Source organism: Hymenobacter lutimineralis, from assembly GCF_008271285.1.
Classification (GTDB): Bacteria; Bacteroidota; Bacteroidia; order Cytophagales; family Hymenobacteraceae; genus Hymenobacter; species Hymenobacter lutimineralis.
On record NZ_VTHL01000002.1, the window covers coordinates 299371 to 325816 of the forward strand.

The following is a 26446-nucleotide window of genomic DNA, read 5'->3' on the forward strand; positions in this document are numbered from 1 at the left end:
TTTGCCCTGGTTGTTCTCTCCCGTCTTACCAATTGTAACGTCCATGCCGAATCTGCCAACGCACCGGCCCCGCCGCAACCGCAAGTCCGAGGTTATCCGGGATATGGTGCAGGAAACCCGCCTCACCACCCACGATTTCATCTACCCCGTTTTCCTGATTGAAGGCCAGAACCAGAACGTGCCCGTGGCCTCCATGCCGGGCATCAGCCGCTTCTCCGCCGACCTACTCATCGACGAAATCGGGCGGTGCGTGGAGCTGGGCGTGAAGGCCTTTGCCCCGTTTCCCAGCATCAACGACGCGCTAAAGGACCGGCTGGCCCGCGAATCGGCCAACCCCGAGGGGCTGTACCTGAAAACCGTGGCCGATATCAAGCGCCAGTTCCCCGACGTGGTTCTGATGACCGACGTGGCCATGGACCCCTACTCCTCCGACGGGCACGATGGCGTGGTGGATGCGGAGTCGGGCGAAATCCTGAACGACGCTACCCTGGAAGTGCTGGGGCAGATGGCCCTGGCCCAGGCCCGCGCCGGCGCCGACATCATCGGGCCCTCCGACATGATGGATGGCCGCGTGGCCTGGATCCGGGAAGTGCTCGATCAGAACGCCTTCTCGCACGTGAGCATCATGAGCTACACGGCCAAGTACGCCTCAGCTTTCTACGGCCCCTTCCGCGACGCCCTGGACTCGGCCCCCAAGAAGGGTGACAAGAAAAGCTACCAGATGAACCCGGCCAACCGCCGCGAGGCCCTGCGCGAGCTGGCCCTCGACGAAGCCGAAGGCGCCGACATGGTGATGGTAAAGCCCGCTCTGAGCTACCTCGACGTGATTCTGGACGTGAAAACGCACACCAACCTGCCTGTGACAGCCTACAACGTGTCGGGCGAGTACGCCATGGTGAAGGCCGCTGCCCAGAACGGCTGGCTCGACGGAGAGCGGACCATGATGGAAGTGCTGACCAGCATCAAGCGCGCCGGCGCCGACGCCATCCTGACCTACTTCGCCAAGGAAGCTGCGGCCGTGCTGCGCCGGGGATAGTCGCCACCGCATTATTCCAGTGAAAAACGCCCGACATCAAACCAGATGTCGGGCGTTTGCTTTTAATGTTACAGTCGGGAAACCGGTAGCAGCACCCGGAGCCACCGGCGTTACACCCGAAACCGTTGGAACCAGGGACGGAACGGTTGGTACCGAACCCGGAACACCTGAATCTAAGGCCGGAACGATTGGCGCTACACACGGAACGACTGGAACAAAGGACGGAACGACCGGCGCTACACCCGGAACGGTTGGAACAAAGGCCGGAACGACTGGAACATGGGCCGGAACGACTGACGCTACACCCGGGGATTTTGGTAACTGGAACCGGGGATTTTGGGCAAAAACGGCCACCTTCCCAGCCTCCGGCTCCAGAGTAGAAACACCACGGTGCCCAGGCCCATCATGAGCACGGCGCCCAGCTGGAAGGGCAGCACCCGGCCCGGCAGCCCGGCCCAGCCGAGCGGAATACCATCCTGGATACTGTAGAACATCCAGAGCCACACCGCCACCGCTACGATGACCGGCAGTGGGTAGAGCGGCATCCGGAACGGCAGGCCCGCGGTGCCCCGGCGGCGGCGCAGCAGCACCAGCCCCACGGCCTGCCCCACGAACTGCACCAGGATGCGCATGGCCAGAATGGCGCTGATGACTTCGCCCAGCTTGAAGAGCAAGCTGAACACGAACCCCAGCCCGCCCAGCAGCAGCAACGACACGTGCGGGAACTGCTTGGTGGGGTGGGTGCGGGCGAAAATCGGCAGAAACTCCCCGTCGGCGGCGGCGGCGTAGGGAATGCGCGAGTAGCCCAGCAGCACGGCAAACAAAGAGGCAAACGCCACCCACAGCACCAGGGCCGTGGCCGCCTGGGCGGCGGCGGTGCCGTAGAGCTTCTCCACGAACGTACTCACAATGAACTCGGAGTGCTGCGCTTCCTGCCAGGGAATGACGGAGCCCACGCTCCAGTTGAGCAGCAGGTACAGGGCCATAATGCCGAGAATACTCAGGAAGATGCTGCGCGGAATGAGCTTGTGCGGCTCCTTCACCTCGCCGCCCAGGTGGCACACGTTGTAGTAGCCCAGGTAGCTGTAGATGGTCTTGACGGCGGCCTGCCCCATGGCGGCCGAAAGCAGCACACCCGGCAAGGCTGAAAACCCGCCTTCGGGCAGCCAGGCCACCGCATGCTCGGCGTGCGTGACACCTCCGAAGATTAGCCAGCCCATGAGCCCCAGCACGCCCACCCAGAGCATCACGCCCAGCTTGCCAATGGCCTCGATGCGGCGGTAGAGCAGGGCAATGAGCAGCAGCACCACCACCCCCGACACCAGCTTGGGCTGCCACCACTCGGTGAGTGGCACGAGGTAGCCGAAGTACTGCGCGAAGCCGATAGCGCCCGAAGCCACCACCAGCGGGGCCTGAATGAGCGTCTGCCACACGTAGAGGAACGACAGCAGCCGGCCCCAGGTATGCTCGCCGTAGGCCAGCTTGAGGAAGCGGTAGGACCCGCCGGCCTCGGGATAAGCCGCGCCCAGCTCGCTCCAGATCAGCCCGTCTACCAAACTCAGGCCCGCGCCCACCAGCCAGGCCAGCAGGAAATTCGGCCCCATAAAGCCCATCACCAGCGGCAGCGTTACAAACGGTCCGATGCCCACCATGTCAATCATGTTGAGGGCGGTGGCTTGCAGCAAACCGAGGCGGCGGTGGAGGGGCGCTGAGGCCGGAGTAGCAGTTTTGGTCATAGGGCAGTAAAAGCCGGACAAAAGCAGAATGTTCGGGCCAGGGCACAAACCCCGGCCGGGAAGGCCCGTACCACCGGGGCCGGCAACCAACTGGCTATGGCAGTACTTTTCTGGCCGACTGAGTGGTAGTCGGGCATCCAGGAGCCAATGTAGCCATTGCGGCAGCTAAAACTGCCGATACCGGACCGGGGCGCAGGCGGCACAGCATCCTGCGGCCGCTTTTACCTTCAGGCCCGCAGCTACTTTTCGGCTAACCGTACGTATCAGCAGGCATTCGTTTTTTGTTCCTTTATGGCAAACCCCAACTCCTCAAAATCCGCGCTCTACGGCGGCCTCGTGGCCAACATTGGCATTGCGCTCAGCAAGTTTGTGGCGGCGTACTTCACGCGCAGCTCGGCTATGCTGTCGGAGGGTATTCACTCCCTGGTCGACAGCGGCAACGCGATTCTGCTGCTTTACGGCGTAAGCCAGAGCCAGAAGCCGGCCGACGCCCGCCACCCGTTTGGGCGCTCCAAGGAGCTGTATTTCTGGGGACTGATTGTGGCCGTGCTGATTTTTGCCATCGGCGGCGGCATGTCGTTCTACGAAGGCATCAAGCACATTGAGCACCCCGAGCCCCTCACCGACCCGCTCTGGAACTACTTAGTACTAGGCATTGCCATCGGCTTCGAGGGCTGGGCTTTTTGGCTGGCCGCCAAGGCTCTGAGGCAACAAAACACCGACGCCAACGCGGGGTTCTGGTCGATCCTGCGCCGCAGTAAGGACCCGGCCGTATTTGCTTCCGTGCTCGAAAACCTGGCGGCCCTGCTTGGTCTGGTCATTGCGCTGCTGGGCGTGTATTTCGGCCATGCGCTCAACAACCCCTTCCTCGATGGGGCCGCTTCCATTGCCATTGGCGTGCTGCTGATGCTGGTGGCCGTGTTTCTGGTGAGCCGCACCAAGGGCCTGCTGGTGGGTGAGGGCGTGGACGAGGAAACGCTGCTGGGCTTGCAGGAAATTGCCCGCAGCCAGCCCGCCGTGGAGCACATCCGCCCCCCGCTCACCATGTACCTCGGCCCCCAGGACGTGATGATGGCCCTCGACGTGGAGTTCCGCGACAACCTGACGGCCGTAGAAGTAGAGCAGGCCATCGACCAGCTGCAGGATGCCATCCGGGCCAAATACCCGTACGTGCAGCGCATTTTCGTAGAGGCCAAGGCCGTGTCGGCCCGCCAGCGACAGGGGTAGTCTTAGCCGTTGCCCCTAACCTTCCGGTCCCTTTCCCGGTAAACGTCAGCTAACTCGGCTCCAGTCAGGGGCTGGTTGTCTTTTCCCTTTATGCCGTGCCTATGTCTGTTCCTACGCCCACGCACAACCCTTTTCAGTCTTTTTGGATGGCTGGTTACGAGTGTACCGACCAGCAAAACTGCTTTGGCCACCGGGTAGACTTCCTCCCGCTCACGGGCCACTTGCAGCTGATTGAGCAGGATTACCAGGACCTGCAGTCGTTTAATCTGGGCACCGTGCGCGAAGGCATCCGCTGGAGCCAGGTGGAGAAAGCGCCGTATCAGTATGACTGGAGTACCGTAGCCGAGATGCTGGCGGCCGGGCAGCGCAACGGTATTCAGCAGGTGTGGGACCTGTGCCACTTCGGCTACCCCGACGACCTGACGCCCCTGCACCCGATGTTTGCGCGGCGGTTTGCAGCCTTATGCCGGGCCTTCGTGGCTTTCTACCGCAGCGTGCGGCCTGCCGATGAACTGATTGTGACGCCCATCAACGAGGTGAGCTTTATGAGCTGGCTGGGCGGCGATGCCCGCGGCACCGTGCCCTACTGCGTAGGCCAGGGCTGGGAAGTAAAGTATGGCCTCATGCGCGCCTACATTGAAGGCGTAGCGGCCCTGCGGGAGGCCGACCCTACCGTGCGCATCATGACCACCGAGCCGCTGATTCATATTGTGCCGCCCCTGAACGCCAGCCGCGCCGACAAGCAGCGGGCCAAGGAGTTTACCGAGCACCAGTTTCAGGCCGTGGACATGCTCTGCGGCCGCATGTGCCCCGAGCTGGGCGGCAAGCCCGAGTACCTGGATATTCTGGGCTTCAACTACTACTACAACAACCAGTGGGAGCTGCATACCCACCACCGCCTCAACTGGGTAAATGAGCCCTATGACCCGCGCTGGAAGCCCATGAGTGCCCTGCTGCGCATGGCCTATAAGCGTTACCGTAAGCCCATTGTGCTCAGCGAAACCAGCCATCCGGGTATGGACCGCCCCTCCTGGATGCAGATGGTGGGCGAGGAGTGCGTGCAGGTACTTCGCCAGGGTATTCCGCTCTGGGGCGTGTGCCTGTACCCCATCCTCGACCGGCCCGACTGGGACCACCTCGACCGGGACTGGCACCGCTCTGGCCTCTGGGATGCCGTACTGCGCCCTGATGGTCCGCCGGTGCGGGTACTGCACGAGCCCTACGCCGAGGCCCTGCGGGAAGCCCAGGCGCTGGTGGAGCCCTGGCTGACCACCGCCCCGGCTGCCACCGAACTTGCTACCCTCTCCGCTCTCTGATTTTTTAGTTGCCTGCTATGTCTGCTTCCTCGCACGAGCTGCTTGCGCTGTTTCGGCAGTCCTTTGCCGACAATACCCTCTCAGCCGAAGAAGCCCGCCAGCTGCGGGCCCAGCTGGCAGCGCATGGGCAGCAGGGCAATGCCCTGGACGAATTGCGGCACCAGTTGTTTGCCGTCGTGCGGGAGCGGTTCAACACCCTCCCCGACAAAGCGGCTATTGACTGGCTGGAGGCGGCCGGCGCCCTGCTCATGCCACTGGCCGCCGCGCCGTCCACGCATACCGAAGTGTACTTCAGCCCGCTGGATGACTGTGCCGATGCCATCCGGCGCTTTATTCAGCGGGCCGCGCACTCCCTGCAGGTGTGCGTTTTCACCATTTCCGACGACCGGATTACCGATGCCCTGCTGGCGGCGCACCGCCGCGGGGTGCGGGTGCAGCTGCTTACCGACAACGAGAAGCTCTACGATAAAGGCTCCGACATCCGGCAGCTGCACGCGGCGGGCATTCCGATTCACCTCGATGCCACGGCCAACCACATGCACCACAAGTTTGCCGTAGCCGATGGCCGCTCCGTACTGACCGGGAGCTATAACTGGACGCGTTCCGCCTCGCTCTACAACCACGAAAACCTGCTCATCACCGACGACCCGGAAGCTATTCGCAGCTACCAGCAAGAGTTTGAGCGTCTCTGGGCTGAGCTTCCCCCCATGCCGCCGCCTGTAGGCAAAGACCAAGCAGAATAGTCGTAAAAGCGCGACCTTCGGGCCATTCTTTGTCCGTTGCGCATTCTTCTATGGCATCTTTGGCCTGTGCTTCGTTGGTTTCGCCGGTAGGCTTGCTGGAGCTGCGGGGCTCCGAGGCTGGTCTGCAGGCAGTTGAGTTTGTGCGGTTGCCCACCGAGCCCGCTACCTCCACTCCACCCCGCGAGGTAGCCACCTGTCTCAAGCCGGCTTACGAGCAGCTGCGGGCCTACTTCGGGCGCGAGCTGCGCGACTTTGACCTTACGTACGATCCGGCCCTGGGCACGGAGTTCCAGCGGCAGGTGTGGCAGCAGCTCACGTATATTCCCTACGGGCAAACCATTTCCTACCTCACCGTGGCCCACCGCCTGGGCAACCCACTGGCGGTACGGGCCGTGGGCGCGGCCAATGGGCAGAACCCCCTGGCCATTGTGGTGCCCTGCCACCGCGTGATTGGGGCCAATGGCCGCCTGACGGGCTACGCCGGGGGCCTGATGCGCAAAAAATGGCTGCTGGATTTCGAGCAGCCGCCCCGGCAGACCACCTTGTTTTAGTTGGCTCCGGCAAGTCGATTTGCTTTTTCTCCGGGTAGTATATTTGTCGGAACGCGTTGGGAGCTTGCAACCTCCCGGCGGGTTTCCTGACCCATATCCTCATGAAAAAACTCCTGTTGAGCAGCACTCTGCTGCTCGCCTGCTTGCTGAACCTGACGCCGGCCTCAGCCCAGAAAGTTAAGATAAAGCAGAAAGCCGGGGCCAGCACGCTCTCCGATGCTGCCCGCCGCACACTGGCACTTTTCGGGGGCGTTTCCGCCACCGAAGCGGAGCGTCTGGCCGGCCCTGCTATTATGGCCGATGCTACGCGCAGCTTCGCCTCACGCACCGAGGCCAGCCGGTTCTTCTCTGAGAAAGGCTTCGAATACCTGGCCGAAAACCAACCCGATACGGCCATGTACCGCTTTAACCTGGCCTGGGCCCTCGACCCGCGCAACCCCGATGCCTTGCGCGGGCAGGCTGTGGTGCTGAGCCAGCGCAACGTCCCGCCTACCGAAATCATGCCCCTGGTGCAGCAAGGACTCGTGCTGGCGCCCAACAACGCGGCCCTGCTGGGCGACCTGGGCACGCTGCAGTTGTTGCAGTATAGCATCAGCAAAAAGAAGCGCGACCTCACCGAGGCCGTAGCCACGCTGGAGCATGCCACCCAGCTGCAACCCACCAACGGAGCCGCCTGGAACCAGCTGGCACATGCCTACTACAGCCAGGAGAAGTATGCCGAAGCCTGGCAGGCCGTGCACGCTACCCAGAAAGCCAATATGGCCCTCGTGGATTTCAACCTGGTAAGTGAGCTGATGAGCAAGCTCCCCGACCCCCAGGGCACGTTCAAATAAAACCGGCGTTCCATGCGTTGGGCAACGACCGGGGCCCGGCTGGCGTATGCCGGGCCATTACCAAGCATTTCCTGCCCGTGAATTTTCGTTTTCTTCTTGTTGCTACGCTGGCTGCTTTTGCCGCTCCTGCGGCCGTTGCGCAAAGTCCAAACCACGGCAAACGCCACTATAACCACCAGTCCCGACCTTATTACCGCGGCCCGGTTCGGTTCACATTTGGTGGCGGCATCACCTATTACAATGGCGACCTGACCGGCTCCCTTGCCGAAAACTTTATCGGCCCCGCTATCAGCGCCGGGGTGCTCTACAAGCTTTATCCGGGCCTGCAGGTGGGGGGCGAGTTTACTTATTTTCAGCTAGGCGCCAAAGACCAGTTACCTTCCCGCGGACTGGCTTTCCGGGGCCGGAATGCCTCCCTGATTGCGCAGGCCCGCCTGAGTCTCCTGCGCGACCCCGCCGACTTTTCGGATGGCACGGGCGTACCGGCGGTAATCAAACCCTACCTGCGCTTTGGCGTGGGAGCACTGCTGTATAGCCCGGAGTCCTACCAGGGCACCGAGCGCCCCACCAGTAACACCAACTTTGGCTCCCCCGAGCGCAACGACTACCCCGCCACCGCCCTGATTGCCCCGGTGGGACTGGGCCTGTCGGTGCGAGCTTCCCGTCGGGTAAGCGTCGCCCTGGAGGGTACTTACTTCTTCACCACCACCGACCACCTTGACGATGTAAGCACCCGTGCCAATCCGGCCCGCAATGATGGCTATGGCCTTCTGGAACTTAAAGCAGAATACGCCTTACGCCCGTAAGGCAGCAGCTGAGGAAGTTACTACTAAACAGAAAAAAGGGCCTTCACCAATGGTGAAGGCCCTTTTTTCTTAAGAGAAGCCGTTAGTTATTTCTTCTCGAAACGCTGACGGAAGGTTTGCTCTCCGTCGCTGGCCGATACGATGTACAGGCCCTGCGCCAGGCGGCTGATATCCAGCGTGCCGTTGCCGTTGTAGCGGGCACCGCTTACCGTAGCGCCGCGCATGTCAACCACGCGCACGCTGCTCAGCGAACCAGCGTGACGCAACGAGAGCGTCAGCTCATTGGTAGCCGGCACTGGGAATACATCCAGCCCTTTAACGGCAGCCACGATACCCGTATTAACGGCAGGTGCCGACGTAGTGCCGGAAGCGGCCAGTGCAGCTGCTGAGCCTACGCCTACGGCGTACCAGGCGTTGGTCACGGAGGTTACCTGCGTAGAGCCGGCCCCGTACAGGTCGGTAGCGGCCTGAATGCTGGCCGTGCGGGCGTTGGCGTAGGTGGCCGACGCAGTGAGGTACACGCTTTCTGTGCGGAAGGCAATTTTAGCGGCGGCATCCATGCCCAGGCCCGTTACCGAGAAGCTCTGACCTTTTTCGTTGGTGCCGGTTTTGCCCTGGGCAATCAGGTAGAACCAGTAGTTGAGTACCCCCGAGTTCGTGTGCACGCCGCCGTTGTCGGAAGTACCCGTGTACCACTTCAGTCCTTTGTAGTAAGCCGGCTGGCCCAAGGAGTTCGGGTCGCTCATGGAGCGCAGGGCTACCTGCTGCTTGTCGATTTCCTCGCCGATGAGCCAGGTGTTCTTAGCCTTCACTCCACCGGAGGTAGCGCCCAGGTTCGATACGGCATACGCCTCCACGGCAGCCCCCCAGATGTCGGAGAAGCCTTCGTTCATAGCGCCCGACTCGTTGGAGTAGACCAGGTTAGCGGTATTTTCGCACACGGCGTGGCCGATTTCGTGGCCGCAAACGTCCAGCGAGGTCAGGGGGCGGAAGCGCGTGGCCCCGTCGCCGTAGGTCATTACCGAACCGTTCCAGTAGGCATTTTCGTAGCTGCGCCCGTAGTGCACGTAGCTCTTGATTTTGGCGCCGGCGTTGTCGTAGGAGTTGCGGCCATGCACGTTTTTCCAGTAGTCGTACGTGGCCTGGGCCCCAAAGTGCGCGTCGCCGGCCACATTGTCGAAGCTGGCGTTATTGTATTCGGCGGCCGTCCAGTTGTTGTCGGCATCAATGAAGTCTACGGCCCGGCTGTACTGCTGGCCCTTCTTCATGTTGTAGGTTTCGATGCCGAGGCCACGCGTCAGCTCCCGCAGGCGGTAGCCACCCGTTGCCGTTTCGTCGGCCAGGGAGCGGCTACCGCTGTAGGCGGTAGCAAACGTAGCAGTAGCCCCAGCGTGCTTGATGATGTCGCTTTTCAGGACGATTTCACCCGAGCGGGCATCTACGTAGATAAGAGCGCGGCTCACGGGCGCCTGGGCATATACGTCGAACTTGTAGGCCAGGGTCGGCTTGCCGGCCGAAGCGCCTCGGCCCAGCTCGTTGCGCACAATCACCAACTCCCCTTTGGGCTTGTAGCTGGCCTTGGGGTTGCTGGTTTCCTTCCGCAGATGGGCCTCTTCTTCGGCATCCTGCCACATAAACTTATCGGCGCCTACGAAGGCCGTAGCCCGGGCCAGGGCCTGTGCTTCCGACAGGGCGGGCGCCGTGCTTACTTTTTCCAGCCCCCGCTCCAGGCGGCCGTTGATTACTTCGACGGCCCCCTGACGGGCGTGCAGCAGGTAGGCCCCGTGCTCTACTTTGTAGCCTTTGTAGTACTGCTGGTAGCGCTCGTTCACAAAGCCCAGCTCATCCTGCTGGCTCTGGCTGCGCACCAGCGACTCGTCTTTCAGCAGGCCCAGCTGCTCGCGGAACATTTGCTGCGCTTCCGCCGCCTTGTAGGACCGGCCGGGTGCGAAGGAAATCAGCTCGGGCTGCCCGTCAGCCGATGTTACCCGCTGCTTCACCCGCTCGTTGCCCTGGGCTTGAGCGTCAGACACAGAAATCAATCCACCAAGCGCGAGCAAGGCTGCTACTGAGTACTTCTTTTGCATGTTGAAAGGAGGTTGGGGTGATGTAGAAAAATGAACCCGTCCAATTTTGTCAGTAAGAGAGCTAACGATTGTTCGGGCATACAATATAGCTATAAATTTTAATGTAAATTTAATGTTACACCCTTTCTGTTAAAATTTCTTTCCCTCAAGCCTGCTTTTTCTGCAGATTTCATTAAAAACCTCGCCCTTATTTGAAACTTACCACGAGGCTTGCACTTTGCCCATACAGCAGCCCTGATAATTGCACCTTTTGTATACAAAAAGGCCCGGCGCTAAGCACCGGGCCTTTCGGGTATTACCAGGGTTGATTACTCCCTATTGCTTTACAAAGCGCTGGTGGAAGGTCTTTTGACCGTCGCTAACCGTTACAATGTACATGCCTTTGGCTAGGCTGCTGATGTTCAGCTCACCTTCGCCGTTGTAGCGGGCCCCGGCTACGGCCGCGCCGCGCAGGTCTACTACTTTCACGCTGCTGGCTTTAGCACCGCCGGGCAGAGCAATGCGCATCCGGTCCGAAGCAGGGTTCGGGAATACTTCCAGGCCACGGTCTACCGCGTTGCCCAGTTGTTCCGTCTTGCCGCCCACGATACCAGCATTTACGCCGGCTGCCAGCGTACCACCCGTGATGTTAACCGTGTAGTCTTCGGTTTCGCCGTAGCTGTAGCTGTTGCAGCTGGTGGTGGCCGAAGCGTCGCTCATGATAACGCGCAAACGAGTAGCGCCCGACTTAGCCGTGGCCGGTACCGTGAACGTGCTGCTCAGCGTGCCGCTGCTCGAAGACGAGCCCGAAACTACCAGTTCGCCAGCGTCCGTAAACACGCCGTTCTGGTTGTAGTCGATGTAGATCTTCCAGTATTCGGTGTAAGCCGTGGAAGCGAAGCCCGCGCTGAAGCTGATGGTCTGCGAAGAACCGGCGGCCACGGAAGTGCTGGTAGCGGTGCCGTTGTAGTAGCCGGCATCTTTGCTGGAAGTGCGGGCAATAGTGCCCAGCTTCACGTAGTCAATCCACTCGTAGGAAACGTTAGTGCCTTTCGAAGCGCAGTACGTAACCGTGGTCGGAGGAGGCGTGGTGCCACCGCCGCTGTAAGCAGCGCCTACCCCTACGGCATACCAGGCGTTAGTTACCGCCTGCTCTTCTGCCGAGCCAGCGCCGTACAGGTCTTTGGCGGCCTGAATGGAGCCCGTGCGGGCCGCGGCGTAGTTGGAAGAAGCCGTGAGGTAAACGGTTTCGGTGCGGTAGGCAATTTTAGCGGCTTTGTCGATGCCGATGCCCGTTACGGAGAAGGAGCTGCCGATATCGTTGGTGCCGCTGCCCCCTACCGACAGCCGGTAGAACCAGTGGTTGAGCACGCCGGAGTTGGTATGCACACCGCCGTTGTCGCCGGTGCCGGTGTACCAATAAGTGCCTTTATAAGTGTCGGGCTGGCTTTCGGCGTTCGGGTTGCTCATGGAGCGCAGCGAAGGCCGCACTTTGTCGATGTCTTCGCCAATCAGCCAGGTAGCCTTAGCGGGGTCTTTGTAGTACTCCACGGCGGCGCCCCAGATATCGGAGAAGCCTTCGTTCATGGCGCCCGACTCGTTGGAATACGTCAGGTTAGCCGAATAGGAGCACACGGCGTGACCAATCTCGTGGGCCGCAACGTCCAGCGACGTCAACGGGTCGAAGCGGGAATAGCCGTCGCCGTAGGTCATGCGGGTGCCATCCCAGTAAGCGTTTTCGTAGCCTTTGCCGTCACCGGGGGTGTCGTCGAAGTGTACGTAGCTTTTGATAGCAGCCCCGGCGTTGTTGTAGGAGTTGCGGCCGTGTACATTTTTGAAATAGTCGAACGTGCTCTGCGCGCCGTAATGAGCGTCGAGGGCCGCGTTGTCGAAGTTGGTGTTGTTGTACTCCGTCCAGCTGTTATCGGCATCGGTGAAGTCTACTGCCGCGGTGTAGCTATTGCCTTTTTTGCAGTTGTAGGTTTCAATACCGTTGCCCCGGGTGTACTCCCGCAGGCGGTAGGTGCCGTTGTAGCTATCGGTTGCCGACGACTTGGTACCGCTGTAGCGCGTAGCGAAAGTACCCGTAGCGGCGGCGTGCTTGATGATGTTGTTGCGCGAAACTACCTCGCCCGAGCGAGCATCTACGTAGATGTAGGCACGGCTTACCGGCGCTTTGGCGTACACATCGAACTTGTAGGCCAGCGTGGCTTTGCCAGCGCCCTTGGCCAGATCGTTCTGCACAATCACCAGCTCGCCTTTGGGCAGGAAGCTGTTGTCTTCTTCCCACATGTACTGCTTGGCGCCCACAAAGCTCAGAGCGCGGCTCAGGGCTTGCTTCTCGCTCATGGCCGGGGTGGTGTTCACCTTATCCAAGCCGCGCAGCAGGCGGCCATTGATTACTTCGACGGCTCCCTGACGGGCGTGCAGCAGGTAAGCTCCGTGCTCTACTTTGTAGCCTTTGTAGTACTGCTGGTAGCGCTCGTTCACAAAGCCCAGCTCATCCTGCTGGCTCTGGCTGCGCACCAGCGACTCGTCTTTCAGCAGGCCCAGCTGCTCGCGGAACATCTGCTGCGCTTCCGCCGCCTTGTAGGACCGGCCTTCAGCAAAGCTGACCATTTCCAGTTGTCCGTCTTCAGCTACAACGCGCTGTTTTACACGTCCAACATTCTGTGCTTGTGTGGGAGCGAACATGGCGCTGCCAAGCACCAGCAGGGCTACTGCCGGGTAATTCTTTTGCATAATGCGTTTGGTTGGGGTGGTGTGAAAGAATTTCAGCCAAGTGCCAGCAGCGAGAGAGGGCGCTTTTAACAGATTGGCGACCCAAACTATCAATAATTGGAATAACTTGTATCAATAGGTTAAAATTTTGTTAAAATTTTATTTATCCAAGCACCTACTACGAAGATTGCAATTACACTAAAAATGAGCTGTTTATTTGTTTAATCCTAAAACAAACGGACGTAAGCCGTACTTTAGTGCAACTATGACCTTTTTTTGACTCCGGAAGATTTTTGCATGCGTAACGAAACAAACCGCTGGCATTTGCGCGGCAAGGTGGCCCTGGTAACTGGGGCTTCCAAAGGAATTGGGGCCGCCGTGGCCGAAGAGCTCCTGCAGCTGGGCGCAGTAGTGGTAGCGGCCGCCCGTAACCCAGCCCCCCTCCGGGAGCAGGTACAGCGGTGGCAGCAGCTGGGGTTTCCGGCACACGCCGTAGAGGCCGACGTGAGCCGGCCCGATGGCCGCGCCCAGGCCCTGGCCGCCGTAGCCGCGCTTGGCTCCCCGCTGCATATTCTGGTCAATAACGTGGGCACCAACATTCGCAAGGCTACGGTAGACTACACCCCGGCCGAATACCAGCAGCTCATGGCGACCAACCTGGAATCGGTGTTTGGTATGTGCCAGGCGGCACACCCGCTGCTGAAAGCTGCCGGTAGCGCCAGCATCGTCAACGTGGGCTCGGTAGCCGGCCTTACCCACCTGCGCACGGGCGCCATCTACGGCATGACCAAGGCCGCCATGACCCAGCTTGGGCGAAACCTGGCCGTGGAATGGGCCCCCGATGGCATCCGGGTGAACACCGTAGCACCCTGGTACATTCGCACGCCCCTGGCCGAAACCGTTTTGCGCAACCCCGACTACCTGGCGCAGGTGGTGGCCCGCACCCCCATGCAGCGCATAGGGGAGCCGGAGGAAGTAAGCGCCGCCGTGGCCTTTCTGTGTCTGCCCGCCGCCAGCTACATCACCGGCCAATGCATCAGCGTTGATGGTGGGTTCGTGGTAAATGGCTTCTAGCCCGACCACGCGGCGCTTATGAAGCTTCCTTGCGGCAGGCTTTGCGGACGCTAATGCGTGCCCTTAAGCGGCGCTAGAGTCCGTAGCGCCTGCTCGTAGCGCGCCCAGGAGGCGGGCTCGGTGGCCAGGTACAGGAAGGGCTCAATCAGCTCCAGCTCCATAAGCAGAAACTGCCCATCTACCACTACCCCATCGACGCGGGCATACAGGCACCCGGCGGCGAAGCGCCGCACTGTGTCATCGGCGGCTTGGCGTACCGAAGCCGGGGCCGGCAACGCGGCAATGCCGCCCCCCAGGTAGTGCTGCACGCGGAAGTCGCCGGACTTGGGCGTTTTTAGTACCGAATGACTAAAGGCTCCGCCCAGATACACTAAAGACCACTCACCCTGAGTCTGAATCTGAGGCAGGAAGGGTTGGGCCAGAAAGTCCTCCTCCGCCAAGAGCGCAGCCAATTCAGAAGACCTTGCTGCGGCCTCAGCGGCCGTGAGGGCAAACGTGTTTTTGGCGCCGCCGCTGACAGCTGGCTTGATAATAATACGTTCGGGGGCTCTCAGCGCGGCAAACAGGTCCGCCGTATTGAGGGAACTGCCGCGGGCCAGCCATTGAGTAGGCACTACCGACACGCCAGCCTCGGCCATTTCCAGCAAGTAGCGCTTGTCAGCGTTCCAGCGTACCACGGAGATGGGGTTCAGCAGGGAAACGCCCAGCTTTTCCAGACTATCGAGCCAGGCGTAGAACTCCGCTATCCGGTCGAAATAATCCCAGGGCGACTTGAGCACGACGGCCTCGTACTGCTGCCAGTTGACCGCGGCATCCGACCAGATTTCGATGGTAACCTGGTGGCCCTGGCCCAGCAGATAACGCTCCAGCAGAGTGTCTTCGTCTTCAACAGTAGCAACCGCATATTGGGAGCTGGTGCGGCCAGCGTAGGAAACAAGGGCAATATTCAAAACAGAGAGGTTGGAAGCGGTGGTTAGGGTTTAAGGAGCAGGTAGTCGAAGGCCAGGGTGGTCAGGGCTTTTACTCCCAGCCCTAGCCCGCTCTCATCAATGAAAAAGCCGGCCGTGTGATGGGGCGCGGTATCGGCCGGGTTTTTCCCTTTGGGCATGCCGCCCACGAACACGAACAGGCCAGGTATCTTTTCCTGGTAATAAGCGAAGTCCTCGGCCCCGGTCACGGCTTTCTGCAGCTGTACCTGCTCGGGGCCGGCAGCGCGCCGCAGGCTGGGCAGCATCTGCTCGGTTAGGCGCGGGTTGTTATAAGTAACGGGCGTGTAGTTTTCGATGGATACCTCGGCGGAGGCGCCGGCACTTTCGGCAATGTTGGTAGCCGTGCGGCGGACAGCTTCCCAGATTTTGTTTTGCGTTTCCTTGCTGAAGGTACGGATGGTACCTGTCAGCTCTACCTGCTCGGGAATGATGTTGTTGCGCACCCCGCCGTGAATCATGCCCACCGTGAGCACCGCGGCATCTTCGGTAAGCTGCGTCTGGCGGCTGATGATGGTTTGGAGCCCGGTCACAATCTGCGCCGCCGTTACCACGGGGTCCACGCTCAGCCAGGGATACGCCCCGTGCGCCGATTTGCCCTTCACCACAATCTTGAAGACATCGGAGGCTGCCATTTCACCTTCCGGGCGGTACTTGATGGTGCCGACTTCCGTTTGGGCGTTGATGTGCACTCCGAAGATGGCGTCGACTTTCGGGTTATCGAGCACGCCTTCCTTCACCATCAGGCGGGCTCCTCCCTCCTGCCCGGGCAACGAGCCTTCCTCCGCCGGCTGGAAAATAAACTTCACGGTGCCGGGCAGGTCTTTGCGCATAGCCGTAAGCACGCGGGCCGCGCCCAGCAGCATGGCCACGTGGGTGTCGTGGCCGCAGGCGTGCATGACGCCCACCGTTTGCCCGTTATAGGTAGTGGTGGCTTTCGAGGCAAAGGGCAGGTTGGTGCTTTCCGTCACGGGCAGGGCATCCATATCAGCGCGCAGGGCCACTACCCGGCCGGGCTTGCCCCCGCGCAGCACGCCCACTACGCCGGTACGCGCCACACCGGTTTGTACCTCCAGGCCCAGGCGCCGCAGCTCCGCCGCAATCAGCGCGGCCGTTTGGGTTTCCTGGTTGCCCAGCTCCGGGTGCTCGTGCAGGTCGCGGCGCCACGCTACTACCTGCGCCTCCTCCTTGTCGGCTAACTGGGTTATGCGGGCCTGAAGCGCAGTAGCCTTCTGGGCCGCCGCCGGCGCGCTGCTCAGCAGCAAGCTCAACAGGAAGATTTTCGTTGCGGATTTCATAAGAAAAGGGAAGGAAAACAAAGAAAAGACAACTTGCCCGAAACGTCAGCATCCTCTTACGCCACCTCAACAACAAGCCGCCTCGTTCGACCTTGGGGACGGAAGCGCCGACCATTTCCGCCCAACGAGTATCTTTAGGCACACCTAAGACCTCCGGGATGTTGATGGCTAGCATGAAATGGTCGTGGCAGTTTGTTGGACTGAGCTTGCTGGCGCTGCTACTCACGGCGGCGCAGGAGCTGGTGAGTGGGCGGCTGGTGCCTTTTCGCAAAGGCACCAAGTGGGGCTATGCCGACCACAGCCGGCGGCTGGTGCTCCCGCTGCAGTATGAGGAAGCCGGGCCCTTTGTGGAAGAAGTAGCCTGGGTGCGGCAAAATGGCCTTTACGGCTACATCGATGGGGGTGGCAACCCCATTACGCCCGTGCATTTCACCAAAGCTTCTACTTTCTATAAAGGCCGGGCCACCGTAGAGCTACAGGGCGAAACCTTCGACATCGACGCTACCGGCCGCCGCCTGACGACGCCCCCCGAGCCGGCTCCTGAGGAAGATTACCTTTCCCTGGGCGACCTGGTGCGGCAGCAGGGCAAGGTGGGGTTTCGCTTCACGGTAGGCTCGGCGGTGGTGCCGGCCGAGTACGATGAAATCCGGGAAGACTACCGCCAGCTGCTCTTTGTGCGGCAGGGCAATAAGTGGGGCGTCCTCAACCGCAAAGGCAAGCTCACCCTGCCGCTGCAACTGGACACCATCGTAGCCACGCCGCAGAATGATTTCCGGTTTCCCATTGCCCGGCAGCAGGGCCGTTATGGCTACCTCAACGCCGAGGGCCGCTGGCTCGTGGCGCCCAAATACCGCCTGGCCGAGCCCTTCATCGGCGACGTGGCCCGCGTGGAAACCCCCGACGGCCGCACCGGCTACATCGATAGCAGCGGCAAGGAGTTTTTCGAGTAAGCCCCGGCTTGCCTGCTACTGATATACTGCCCGGTTGCCGGAACGCGTTACCCTCCCGCAACCGGGCTTTCTATTTATTCGACTATGCTGGACTTACCTATCCTGAACGTACAGCTACGCGCCTGCCACGAAGACTGGCAGCAGATGACGCCCACGGAGCAAGGCCGCTACTGCGCTGTGTGCCAGCGCACGGTTATCGACTTCACCAACGCCACCCAAGCCGCACTAGATGCCGCCCGCACCGCCTCACCCGATGGGCGTCTGTGCGGCCGGTTCCGGGCGGAGCAACTGGCCGCACAGACGCCCAAGCTACGGCCCCGGCTGCGGCGGTTTCTGGTGGCGCTGGTGCTGGTGTGCGGGTTGGGTTTTTCGGCGCGGGAAGCGGTGGCGCAGGTGAAGCCGGTCCTGCGGGATAATGCTGCTATGAGTTCTACGATGGACAAGGTATGGTTAGCTCCCTTGATCCAGGCGGATGAGCTAAGTCAGGCAGCTAATAAGCCCGCCGAGAAGACGTTCCTTGGGTATATAGAGCAAATGCCTGTTTTTAGAGGAGGAATGGAACGGCTGCCAGACATTATCCGTCAAAACAACCATTATCCGGTTGGCATAGATTCTATAAAAGGGAAGGTATTCGTCTCCTTTACCATCAACGAACAAGGCCGCGTAGTCAAACCTGTAATAACCAAAGGCCTGCACCCGAAACTGGATGCCGAAGCGTTGCGACTGGTGCAGCTGCTGGATGGCGAGTGGACGGCAGGCAGCCAGAACGGCCGGCCGGTCCCGGTACAGTTCACGCTGCCTATCACCTTCGACTCAACGCCAGAAAACCCTGCCCTTCCCGGGAAGAAACCGCCAAAACGCAAACAACGGTAGCCTGCTATCCAAATCCTTTCTATTTTACCCCACCCGAATCTACTCCCTGACTATTCCCGCCATATGATCTTCACGCCCAGCCCCATGCTGCTCAAGCTGCTCTACACCCGCGGCAGCCTCCACAACACGCCCGAAGGCGTGGCCTTCAGCATCAAAAACCGCCTCGACACGGTGCGCATCACCCGCATCGACCACGTGCAGATTGACGGCGTGAAGATTGGGGTGGAGCAGATTGCGCTGGACCTGGGCGAGAGCGACGTGCGGCCCGCCACCACCTTCAACGCCGACAGCGCCGGCTACACGCTGCCGGTGGGCCAGGCCGCCACCTTTCACCTGGCCACGGAGCACCTCAAGGAGGGCATCCATACCGTGCAGGTGCAGTTCGCGGCCGACCCATTCGGCGACCTGAGCGTGGAGGTAGAAGATGCCATTGCCCAGCAGCACGAAAACAAAACCCGCATTCCGCGCCAGGACCAGGACGACTATTCCGAGGCCGCCATTCAGGCCCGGCAGCGCTTCGCCGAGGAGTTTTCGGGCCAGGAGTTCAAGCACCTCAAGCACTACTCCTTCGACGCGCACATCCTGCAGGGCAACTGCGAGCATTTCACGGGCGTGGCTCAAATTCCGGTGGGGCTGGCCGGCCCGTTGCGCGTAAACGGCGAACACGCCCAAGGCGACTTTCTCATTCCCATGGCCACTACCGAGGGCACGCTGGTGGCCAGCTACAACCGCGGCATTCAGGTGCTCAACCTGTGCGGGGGCGTGAAGTGCACCGTTATCGGCGACGCCATGCAGCGCGCCCCCGTATTTGTGTTCGATGATGCTCGCGGGGCCCGCGACTTCGGCCAGTGGGTTGAGAAGGAAATTGACCGGATCCGGCCTGAGGCCGAAAGCACCTCCCGGGTAGCCAAGCTGCAGTACATCGATACCTACCTGAGCAACAAGTTTGCGTACCTGCGCTTCAACTTCTCTACCGGCGACGCCGCCGGCCAGAACATGGTGGGCCGGGCCACGTTTGCCGCCTGCTCCTGGATTCTGGAAAACTACAAAGGCGCCCCCATCCGCCACTTCTACCTCGAGAGCAACTTCGCCACCGACAAAAAGGCCTCGCAGATCAACGTGATGCGTACCCGGGGCAAGCGCGTGGTAGCGGAGGCCGTGGTGAAGCGCGACGTGCTGCAGCAGCGCATGCGCGTGACACCCGAGCAGCTGGCTTACCACGGGCAGGTAAGCAACGTGGGCGCGTTCATCTCCGGAGCCAACAACAACGGCGCCCACTCCGCCAACGGCATCACCGCTATGTTCATTGCTACCGGCCAGGACGTCGCCAACGTATCGGAATCCAGCGCGGGCGTGCTGTACTCCGAAGTGACGCCGGAGGGCGACCTGTACCTGAGCATCACTATTCCCTCCCTCATTGTGGCTACCCACGGGGGCGGCACGGGCCTGGCTACCCAGAACGAATGCCTGCGCATGCTGGGCTGCGTGGGCCGGGGCACCGTGAATAAGTTTGCCGAAATTGTGGCCGGGGTGGTGTTGGCCGGGGAGCTCAGCCTGGGCTCCGCCATCAGCTCCTCCGACTGGGTAAGCTCCCACGAGCAGTACGGCCGCAACCGGTAATCCTCCTAAACGCAACAGCCCCGCTTCAGGAAGTATGAAGCGGGGCTGTTGCGTTTCTATTACCTATCAGGCTACAGCGGGTCGGCGGTTACTTTAAAGCGGCTTTCCTCTTTCACCGTGATTTCGCGGGTGGTAGCCTGGCGCACGGTGGCCTCGGTGTAGAGCGTATAGTTCGGGGCCTTGATGTACTTGTCCAGCTTGGCGTTGGTGGACTGCAGTTCGATGCTGGTAGCACCCCGGGGCACCTCAGTAAGCTGCGCCATCACCACCTTGTCGTTCTGGTCGGTGCCGATGGAGATTTTGATGCTTTGCAGAAAGTCGAAATTCTCGGTGGTGGGGTCGGTGATGGTGAGCGTGAGCTTGCTCAACGAGACGTCCTTTACCAGGTCGGCGCTGGTGTTATTTTTACTGAACGTTTCCGAGGCCTTATTGGTCACGGGCACGGGCAACGTCAGGGTAACGGGCAGCCCACCTACCAGCGGTGTGGCCGGAATCGTGAAGTTCTGCGTGTCGGATATTTCAAACGTGAGCAGGTCGTTGATTTTCTCGCAGCTGAACGTGACAACGGCTAGCAACACCAGCAAAGCGGCAGAGAGGAGGGATTTTTTCATAAGAAGTCAATTTTGATCCGCAACATACGTTGCGCGTTAGATAGTAGTTCCTTGCTGCAGTAAGATAGCCGAACGGCGGCTAACCCGCCCACTCGCCCGTCAGAAATCGAAACAGCAGCCAAATCATGAGGGCGCTATTACCGCTCACACTGAGCCACAAAGCGGCTTTCTGCACCTTGGCACTGATGTGCAGGTTGGCCAGCAACACGGCCCCATACGCCCCCAGCAGAACATACATCAGCAAGGTGTGAATGTGGCCAAACGAGCGGAAAAGCAACAGCCACACCAGCTCGGCACCCAGTACCAGCCACAGTAGCTGCCTGGTGGAGAGCCGCTGGTTGCGGCCTTCAACCAGCATCACCAGAAAGAAGGGCGTGGCAAACGTATACCGGCTCAGGCTGGCCAGCCAGCCGCCTTTGGTGGCCAAGGTCAGAACCGTTACGCCTACCAGGTACAGCGCCGAGAAGGCCACGCCGAAGGCAGGTGCTTTCTGCGGCGCCTGCCGCCATGCCTTGTATAGGTACAGCAGGCAAGCCACGGCCGCGGCCATGGCTACGGCCTCGTAGCGGGTAACAGCTGGCCCGCCCCAATTCTCGAGTGGCCACTTGGGCCATTGCAGGTGGTTGTCCCAAAATTGCTGCTGAGCCCGGGAAAACGCCAGCCACACCCCGGTAGCGCGGTAATGCACGTACACGCTGAACGCCAGCCCGCCTAATGCTGCCAGGCAGCTGCCGCCTAACCGCCGCCACGGCGCGGTCAGCTCCCGCCGGGTTAGCCAGCCGGCCAGCAGCAGCGCGGGCACAAACACGAAAGCGGCCGAGCGCGTGACACTGCACAGCAAGATCCCCAGCCACGCCAGCCCCTCCTGCTCGCGCCGCCAGCCCAGCAAAGCCAGGGTACCCCCCAGAAAGAACAACGCCTCACTGTAGGGAACCGCCATAAACAGGAACGAGGGCACCGACAAAGCCAGCAGCTGCTGAGGCCGTGTCAGCTTCCATTCCTTGGCCAAGGCCATGAACGTGGCGACGAAGACCACCAGGTTCACGCCGGAAATGCCCGCTGCCGACAGCTGCAGCCAGCGCCAGAAGTAGGGGAAAGCCGGGAAGAAAGCCGTCCGCTGTAAGTCGTAGCCCTGGTTTTTGATGACGAGGTAATGCTCCACGTCCCACTGGCTGAGACTAGCTGAGTTCAGCGCCAGGCCTGGCACCTGATAAGGGGCGACCAGGACAGCCCCTAGGGCCATGAAGGAAGCATACAACACCGGAACTACGGCGTAGTACCGCCACCCCAAAGTCGGCTCGGCCACCTCAGCCGCAGCGGGGGCTACCGCCGCAGCGGAGGTGGAAAACTCAGGTGAACTCACTGACTAGCGTAGGTAGGGAATATTAATCCATCATATCGGCCGAGCGCGGGGCTTCGTGCACGAAGCCGGGGTTCCAGCTCATCGGATACTTCTCGTCGAGGTAAGGCAGGGCCGTTTCCGTGAGGTAGAGCGGGCGGAAGGTATCCACCATCACGGCCAACTCGTGGGTTTCCTTTTTCCCAATGCTGGCCTCTACCGTGCCGGGGTGCGGACCGTGCGGCAGCCCGCTGGGATGCACCGTGAAGGAAGCCAGATCAATGCCCTTGCGCGACATAAAGTTGCCGGCCACGTAATAAAGCACCTCGTCAGAGTCGACGTTGGAATGGTTGTAGGGCGCCGGAATGCTTAGTGGGTGGTAGTCGAACAAACGGGGCACAAAGGAGCAGATGACGAAGTTGTGCGCCTCGAAATGCTGGTGCACGGGTGGGGGCTGGTGGATGCGGCCCGTAATCGGCTCAAAATCGTGGATACTGGTGGCGTAGGGGAAAAAGTACCCATCCCAGCCCACTACGTCAAAGGGCGAGTGGGCATACACCAGCTCGTGCAGAAAGCCTTCTTTCTTCACTTTCACCACGTATTCTCCCGATTCGCGCACGTCGTCGTGCACCAGCTCGTGGGGTGGGCGGATGTCCCGCTCACAGTAGGGGGAGTGCTCCAGCAGCTGCCCGAAGTGGTTACGGTAGCGCCGGCACGTTTCGATGGGGCTGAACGACTCGATAACGAGCAGCCGCACCGGGCCTTCCTCAAAGTGAAACTGATGAATGATGGTGCGCGGAATCACCACGTAGTCGCCGGGCTCGAAGGCTACTTTGCCCAGCTGGCTCCACAGTTCGCCCCGACCCTCATGGACGAAGATAACCTCATCGGCCAAGGCATTTTTGTAGTAGTAGTTCATGCGCCGCTCCGTGGGGCTGCAAATGCTTAGCATCACATCGGCGTTGCCGAGCATGGTCTGGCGGGCCTGCAGGTAGTCGCCGCCGGTGCTGGTCTGGGCCAGGGTGCGCAGGTGGCTGGGCTGCAGGGCGCGGTCTTTCAGCAGCTTAGGCGCATAGGCTACCGGCTCCCCCACCCGCCGGATTTCGGTGGGCGCGTGCCGGTGGTACAGAAGCGACGACACGCCCGAAAAGCCCAGGGTACCAACCAGCTGCTCGTGGTAAAGGGTGCCATCGGGCTGGCGGAACTGGGTGTGGCGCTTGCGGGGAATCTGGCCAAGGCGGTGATAATAAGGCATAGCGGGTGGGTAGGTGGGTGCAGAATCAGTGGCTTAAATATACAACGTGCGGCGGCTTGCTGCTGATAGCAAGCCGGTAGCAAGCTGGTGCTGCCGCCGAAATCTGCCTTAGTAGAAAAGCCAAGGCCCTGCCGGGAATAACCGGGCAGGGCCTTGGTAAGCACCCGGCAGCCAGCTAGTGGTCTGACAGGTTCTGGGCAATCATGGCCCGTCCATCGGCTACGGCTTGCAGAGCGGCCTGCAATTCCGCGTCCCGGGTATTAAGCACCATGTAGTAGGCGGGTTTGCCGTAGGCGCTCCGGGCAATATGGGCTTTCAGCTGGTTGCTGAGCAGCGGGGCACACTGGCTCAGCGCGGCCGCATCGGGCGCTATGCCCGCCTCTTCGGCCCGGTCGGCCAGCTCTGCCAGTTGGGCCGCGCTTATCTGGAAGGAGGCCTGGAACTGTTCAAAGCGCAGGGCTTCCAGCTCGGCTTTGTGGTTCTGGTAAAACTGCAGGGCATATTCACGTACCAGATTCTGACTTTGCAGGCGCGCATAGTATGGCGAAAGCGAGGCCTGGTCGCGGGCTACAAACACATCCGGCGTGATGCCGCCCCCCCCGTATACCGTGCGGCCGTGGTCGGTGCGGTAGCGAAGGGCGTCGTCTACGTGAATGCTGTCGGCGTGCTGAAACTCTCCTTGCCGCTGCCGGTTGCGCAGCTCCTGGGAATAAGCGGCGGCGCCTTCCGCGTACGACTTCTGAATGCAACGCCCCGAAGGCGTATAGTAGCGGGCTATGGTCAGGCGCAGCTCGGAGCCATCATTGAGCACAATGGGCTGCTGCACCAGGCCCTTGCCAAATGTGCGGCGCCCCACCAGCAACGCCCGGTCGTGGTCCTGCAGGGCGCCGGCCACCACCTCGGCCGCCGAGGCGCTGCCTTCATCGATGAGCAGCACCAACGCTCCTTCCTCAAACTCCCCGGTTATCCGCGAATACGTTTGGGTATCAAACTGGTCCCCTTTCCCATCGGTGTACACCAGCTTGCGGGTGCCGGCAATAAACTCATCCGTGAGCTTGGTGGCCCGGTCGAGGTAGCCGCCGGGGTTACCGCGCAAGTCCAGCACCAGCTGCGTCATGCCCTCCCGGGTAAGGTCGCCGAGTGCCTGCTTAAACTCGTCGTAGGTACCGCTGGCAAAGCGGCTGATCTTGATGTAGCCCGTACGCTCGTCCAGCAGATATGCCGCCTCGACGGAGGTGTTGGGAATGCGGTTGCGCGGAATGCTCAGCTGCAGGGGCTTGGTGCCGGGCCGGCGCAGCAGTTGCAGCTGCACTACGCTGCCGGCCGGCCCGCGCAGCTTCGCAAACATCTGGTTCATGGTGATGTGACGCCCCGAAACCGGCTGGTTATTTACAGCCAGAATTCGGTCGCCGGGTTGCAGGCCGGCCTGCTCGGCAGGGCCGCCCCCCAGGGGCGCTATCACGGTGACGGTGTCCCGAAACAGGTTGAACTCGACCCCGATGCCGTCGTAGTCGCTCTGCAGGAAGGCCGAGGCTTGCTCCCGCTCCCGGGCCGGAATAAACGTGGAATGGGGGTCCAGCCGCTCCAGCATGCGGGCAATGGCAAAGTCCGACAGCCCCTCCACATCCACCGAATCCACGTACTCCTCGTCGACGCGGCTGAGCACTTCCCGAAAGCGCAGGTAGCCGCGCAGGGTGCCTTCGGGGTTTTGGCGGGAAGGCTGAAACCGCCCGGCACCCAGCAGCACCCCGGCAACCAGCGCCGTGCCAAGCAGGAGCGGCTGGCGCCACCGACGCACAGCCACACCCGGAGCGGGAAACACAGTCTGAATTAAGCGGGTAAGAATTCCTGCCATGTACGCGGGGTAAAGGAAGTCGGTGTTGCTCAAAACTACTGAAACTTTTCCGGGAATATGCAGCTCCTCAACTCTTTCCACCATTGCTAAGTGAGCTTGGGCTCTACCTGCGCCCCGGCTGCGCAAATCACTGTACATACACTTATGCAGCTGGGCGTTGCCCGTCAACAACCAGCATGCGTGCCCGCGTCATCCGGCCCCGGCAGTAGCACTATTCCCAGCAGCCCGGGTGGCCCAGGCAGGCCCGCGGCCACGCTTGCGCAGTAGCGTAGCCGCCCCAATAGTTTACGCCTGAGTTGTATCTTTGCACCTCACCTGCGGGGCCGGCCTTGGCTGCCCTGTGCTTTGCCAGTTGCCCATGGGCCGCATTCTTGCTATTGATTACGGCCACAAGCGGGTAGGTCTGGCCGTGACGGACCCGCTGCAGATCATAGCCACGCCCCTGGAAACCGTGCACAGCCAGGATTTGCTAGCCTACGTGAAGGCGTATCACCAGCGCGAACCGCTGGCGGCGCTGGTGGTAGGCATGCCCCGCACCCTCAGCAACGAGGCCACCGATGCTACCAGCGCCGCCGTAGGCCTGGTGCGCACGCTCCGCCGCGAGCTGCCGGAAGTGCCGGTGCACGAAATCGACGAGCGGTTTACGTCCCGTATGGCCCACGCCGCCATGCTGGCCGGGGGCCTCTCCAAGAAAGACCGGCGCGACAAAGCCACCGTCGACCGGGTGTCGGCCACGCTCATTTTGCAATCTTTTCTGAATTCCCGATGATTTACCCCATTGTAGCCTTTGGCGACCCGGTGCTCAAAGCCCGCGCCAAGGATATTCCCGCCGACTTTTCACCGGAAGAGCTGAAAAAGCTGATTGGCGACATGTACGACACCATGTACTACGCCCACGGCGTAGGCCTGGCTGCCCCCCAGATTGGCCGGAGCGTGCGCCTGTTCGTTATCGACTCGGCCCCCATGGTGGACGATGAGGACGAAGAAACCGGGGAGATAAAGCCCGGAGCCGAAACGGGTATTAAGCGGGCCTTCATCAACCCACAGATGGTAAGCGAAACCGGCGAGGAATGGGGCTTCGAGGAAGGCTGCCTGAGCATTCCGGGCGTGCGCGAGATGGTGTACCGCCACCCCACCATTGTGCTGCGCTACGAAGACGAAAACCGCCAGCAGCACGAGGAGACCTTCACGGGCATGACGGCCCGCGTAATTCAGCACGAGTACGACCACTTGGAAGGCGTGCTGTTTACGGACTACGTGTCGGGCCTGAAAAAGCAGCTGCTCAAGGGCAAGCTGGCCCGCATCAGCAAAGGCGACGTGAAGGCCGACTACCGCATGAAGTTTGCTGGCCAGAGCGGGCGGTAACGCGCTTCTTTCTCGCACTATGGCTATCCAGCCCGGCTACCTGTGATGCAGGCGGCCGGGCTGTTTTTTGGGCCGCGGTTGACTGAATGAACCGGCGCGGGGCTCATTAGTCCGCGGGCCGGACAATGGCTATTTGGTGGTCCCGAAAAGCCTGGTTATCTTTCTTCTACCTGTATCTGACTAGT

General features: G+C 61.1%; 22 protein-coding genes. 13 read left to right on the forward strand and 9 right to left on the reverse strand.

The genetic code is table 11. The features are described from left to right. The first annotated feature begins 43 nt into the window (after positions 1 to 43). Positions 44 to 1036, forward strand: a complete 993-nt coding sequence (gene hemB / locus FY528_RS03565; protein WP_149069614.1) for a porphobilinogen synthase — start codon at positions 44 to 46, stop codon at positions 1034 to 1036. 299 nt (positions 1037 to 1335) lie between these two features. Here hemB and FY528_RS03570 read toward each other — a convergent pair whose 3' ends face one another. Continuing rightward, positions 1336 to 2772, reverse strand: coding sequence for an APC family permease (locus FY528_RS03570; protein ID WP_149069615.1), 1437 nt, complete (start codon positions 2770 to 2772; stop codon positions 1336 to 1338). A 291-nt stretch (positions 2773 to 3063) separates the two neighbouring features. On the opposite strand from FY528_RS03570, the gene FY528_RS03575 reads away from it, so the two are divergent. From FY528_RS03575 to FY528_RS03600, 6 genes are all read left to right on the forward strand, one after another. Then, positions 3064 to 3999: a cation diffusion facilitator family transporter gene (locus tag FY528_RS03575; protein WP_149069616.1), complete on the forward strand. Its 936-nt coding sequence runs from the start codon at positions 3064 to 3066 to the stop codon at positions 3997 to 3999. Between the two features lie 101 nt (positions 4000 to 4100). Beyond that, positions 4101 to 5315: a glycoside hydrolase family 1 protein gene (locus FY528_RS03580; protein ID WP_149069617.1), complete on the forward strand. Its 1215-nt coding sequence runs from the start codon at positions 4101 to 4103 to the stop codon at positions 5313 to 5315. A gap of 17 nt (positions 5316 to 5332) precedes the next feature. Then, the gene (locus FY528_RS03585; protein ID WP_149069618.1) at positions 5333 to 6058 is read left to right on the forward strand and encodes a phospholipase D-like domain-containing protein; all 726 of its coding nucleotides are present in this window, start codon (positions 5333 to 5335) and stop codon (positions 6056 to 6058) included. Between the two features lie 50 nt (positions 6059 to 6108). Beyond that, entirely contained in the window at positions 6109 to 6609 is a 501-nt protein-coding gene (locus FY528_RS03590) for a methylated-DNA--[protein]-cysteine S-methyltransferase (RefSeq protein ID WP_149069619.1), read from the forward strand. Between the two features lie 101 nt (positions 6610 to 6710). Continuing rightward, complete coding sequence (locus FY528_RS03595) at positions 6711 to 7442, forward strand: tetratricopeptide repeat protein (RefSeq protein WP_149069620.1); 732 nt, start codon at positions 6711 to 6713, stop codon at positions 7440 to 7442. A 77-nt stretch (positions 7443 to 7519) separates the two neighbouring features. Further along, complete coding sequence (locus tag FY528_RS03600; RefSeq protein ID WP_149069621.1) at positions 7520 to 8248, forward strand: hypothetical protein; 729 nt, start codon at positions 7520 to 7522, stop codon at positions 8246 to 8248. Between the two features lie 86 nt (positions 8249 to 8334). On the opposite strand, the gene FY528_RS03605 is transcribed toward FY528_RS03600, so the two are convergent. Both FY528_RS03605 and FY528_RS03610 read right to left on the reverse strand, forming a co-directional pair. Further along, on the reverse strand, positions 8335 to 10281 hold the full coding sequence (locus FY528_RS03605) for a M4 family metallopeptidase (RefSeq protein ID WP_187631989.1): 1947 nt from the start codon (positions 10279 to 10281) through the stop codon (positions 8335 to 8337). A gap of 369 nt (positions 10282 to 10650) precedes the next feature. Beyond that, the gene (locus tag FY528_RS03610) at positions 10651 to 13056 is read right to left on the reverse strand and encodes a M4 family metallopeptidase (protein ID WP_149069623.1); all 2406 of its coding nucleotides are present in this window, start codon (positions 13054 to 13056) and stop codon (positions 10651 to 10653) included. Positions 13057 to 13332: 276 nt separating this feature from the next. Between FY528_RS03610 and FY528_RS03615 the strand changes: the two genes are divergently transcribed. Beyond that, positions 13333 to 14109 carry an SDR family oxidoreductase gene (locus FY528_RS03615; RefSeq protein WP_149069624.1) on the forward strand — a complete coding sequence of 259 codons (777 nt, stop codon included), beginning with the start codon at positions 13333 to 13335 and terminating at the stop codon, positions 14107 to 14109. A gap of 50 nt (positions 14110 to 14159) precedes the next feature. On the opposite strand, the gene FY528_RS03620 is transcribed toward FY528_RS03615, so the two are convergent. Beyond that, positions 14160 to 15059 (reverse strand): ATP-grasp domain-containing protein, encoded by a 900-nt coding sequence (locus FY528_RS03620; RefSeq protein ID WP_149069625.1) that lies wholly within the window; start codon positions 15057 to 15059, stop codon positions 14160 to 14162. A 23-nt stretch (positions 15060 to 15082) separates the two neighbouring features. Continuing rightward, the gene (locus FY528_RS03625) at positions 15083 to 16393 is read right to left on the reverse strand and encodes an amidohydrolase (protein ID WP_149069626.1); all 1311 of its coding nucleotides are present in this window, start codon (positions 16391 to 16393) and stop codon (positions 15083 to 15085) included. Between the two features lie 164 nt (positions 16394 to 16557). On the opposite strand from FY528_RS03625, the gene FY528_RS03630 reads away from it, so the two are divergent. The 3 genes from FY528_RS03630 to FY528_RS03640 all read left to right on the forward strand — a co-directional run bounded on the left by FY528_RS03630 (position 16558) and on the right by FY528_RS03640 (position 19836). Then, positions 16558 to 17343 (forward strand): WG repeat-containing protein, encoded by a 786-nt coding sequence (locus FY528_RS03630; RefSeq protein ID WP_168681630.1) that lies wholly within the window; start codon positions 16558 to 16560, stop codon positions 17341 to 17343. A gap of 84 nt (positions 17344 to 17427) precedes the next feature. Next, positions 17428 to 18216, forward strand: coding sequence for an energy transducer TonB (locus FY528_RS03635; protein WP_149069628.1), 789 nt, complete (start codon positions 17428 to 17430; stop codon positions 18214 to 18216). 63 nt (positions 18217 to 18279) lie between these two features. Beyond that, positions 18280 to 19836, forward strand: a complete 1557-nt coding sequence (locus tag FY528_RS03640; RefSeq protein ID WP_187631990.1) for a hydroxymethylglutaryl-CoA reductase — start codon at positions 18280 to 18282, stop codon at positions 19834 to 19836. A gap of 71 nt (positions 19837 to 19907) precedes the next feature. Here the strand turns inward: FY528_RS03640 and FY528_RS03645 are convergent, their stop codons facing one another. The 4 genes from FY528_RS03645 to FY528_RS03660 all read right to left on the reverse strand — a co-directional run bounded on the left by FY528_RS03645 (position 19908) and on the right by FY528_RS03660 (position 24896). Next, positions 19908 to 20447, reverse strand: a complete 540-nt coding sequence (locus tag FY528_RS03645; RefSeq protein ID WP_149069629.1) for a hypothetical protein — start codon at positions 20445 to 20447, stop codon at positions 19908 to 19910. Between the two features lie 79 nt (positions 20448 to 20526). Then, entirely contained in the window at positions 20527 to 21810 is a 1284-nt protein-coding gene (locus FY528_RS03650; protein ID WP_149069630.1) for a hypothetical protein, read from the reverse strand. Between the two features lie 22 nt (positions 21811 to 21832). Next, complete coding sequence (locus tag FY528_RS03655; protein ID WP_149069631.1) at positions 21833 to 23041, reverse strand: homogentisate 1,2-dioxygenase; 1209 nt, start codon at positions 23039 to 23041, stop codon at positions 21833 to 21835. 175 nt (positions 23042 to 23216) lie between these two features. Then, complete coding sequence (locus FY528_RS03660) at positions 23217 to 24896, reverse strand: S41 family peptidase (protein WP_149069632.1); 1680 nt, start codon at positions 24894 to 24896, stop codon at positions 23217 to 23219. 358 nt (positions 24897 to 25254) lie between these two features. On the opposite strand from FY528_RS03660, the gene ruvX reads away from it, so the two are divergent. Beyond that, positions 25255 to 25665, forward strand: a complete 411-nt coding sequence (gene ruvX / locus FY528_RS03665) for a Holliday junction resolvase RuvX (protein WP_149069633.1) — start codon at positions 25255 to 25257, stop codon at positions 25663 to 25665. Further along, on the forward strand, positions 25662 to 26261 hold the full coding sequence (gene def / locus FY528_RS03670; protein WP_149069634.1) for a peptide deformylase: 600 nt from the start codon (positions 25662 to 25664) through the stop codon (positions 26259 to 26261). Before ruvX ends, def begins: the two co-directional genes overlap by 4 nt. The last annotated feature ends 185 nt before the right edge of the window (positions 26262 to 26446 follow it).

Bases quoted from the DNA above. Each gene is read 5' to 3' on its own strand.
- hemB (WP_149069614.1), top strand. From the start codon at position 44: ATGCCGAATCTGCCAACGCACCGGCCCCGCCGCAACCGCAAGTCCGAG.
- FY528_RS03570 (WP_149069615.1), bottom strand. From the start codon at position 2,772: ATGACCAAAACTGCTACTCCGGCCTCAGCGCCCCTCCACCGCCGCCTC.
- FY528_RS03575 (WP_149069616.1), top strand. From the start codon at position 3,064: ATGGCAAACCCCAACTCCTCAAAATCCGCGCTCTACGGCGGCCTCGTG.
- FY528_RS03580 (WP_149069617.1), top strand. From the start codon at position 4,101: ATGTCTGTTCCTACGCCCACGCACAACCCTTTTCAGTCTTTTTGGATG.
- FY528_RS03585 (WP_149069618.1), top strand. From the start codon at position 5,333: ATGTCTGCTTCCTCGCACGAGCTGCTTGCGCTGTTTCGGCAGTCCTTT.
- FY528_RS03590 (WP_149069619.1), top strand. From the start codon at position 6,109: ATGGCATCTTTGGCCTGTGCTTCGTTGGTTTCGCCGGTAGGCTTGCTG.
- FY528_RS03595 (WP_149069620.1), top strand. From the start codon at position 6,711: ATGAAAAAACTCCTGTTGAGCAGCACTCTGCTGCTCGCCTGCTTGCTG.
- FY528_RS03610 (WP_149069623.1), bottom strand. From the start codon at position 13,056: ATGCAAAAGAATTACCCGGCAGTAGCCCTGCTGGTGCTTGGCAGCGCC.
- FY528_RS03615 (WP_149069624.1), top strand. From the start codon at position 13,333: ATGCGTAACGAAACAAACCGCTGGCATTTGCGCGGCAAGGTGGCCCTG.
- FY528_RS03625 (WP_149069626.1), bottom strand. From the start codon at position 16,393: ATGAAATCCGCAACGAAAATCTTCCTGTTGAGCTTGCTGCTGAGCAGC.
- FY528_RS03630 (WP_168681630.1), top strand. From the start codon at position 16,558: ATGGCTAGCATGAAATGGTCGTGGCAGTTTGTTGGACTGAGCTTGCTG.
- FY528_RS03635 (WP_149069628.1), top strand. From the start codon at position 17,428: ATGCTGGACTTACCTATCCTGAACGTACAGCTACGCGCCTGCCACGAA.
- FY528_RS03640 (WP_187631990.1), top strand. From the start codon at position 18,280: ATGATCTTCACGCCCAGCCCCATGCTGCTCAAGCTGCTCTACACCCGC.
- FY528_RS03645 (WP_149069629.1), bottom strand. From the start codon at position 20,447: ATGAAAAAATCCCTCCTCTCTGCCGCTTTGCTGGTGTTGCTAGCCGTT.
- FY528_RS03655 (WP_149069631.1), bottom strand. From the start codon at position 23,041: ATGCCTTATTATCACCGCCTTGGCCAGATTCCCCGCAAGCGCCACACC.
- FY528_RS03660 (WP_149069632.1), bottom strand. From the start codon at position 24,896: ATGGCAGGAATTCTTACCCGCTTAATTCAGACTGTGTTTCCCGCTCCG.
- ruvX (WP_149069633.1), top strand. From the start codon at position 25,255: ATGGGCCGCATTCTTGCTATTGATTACGGCCACAAGCGGGTAGGTCTG.
- def (WP_149069634.1), top strand. From the start codon at position 25,662: ATGATTTACCCCATTGTAGCCTTTGGCGACCCGGTGCTCAAAGCCCGC.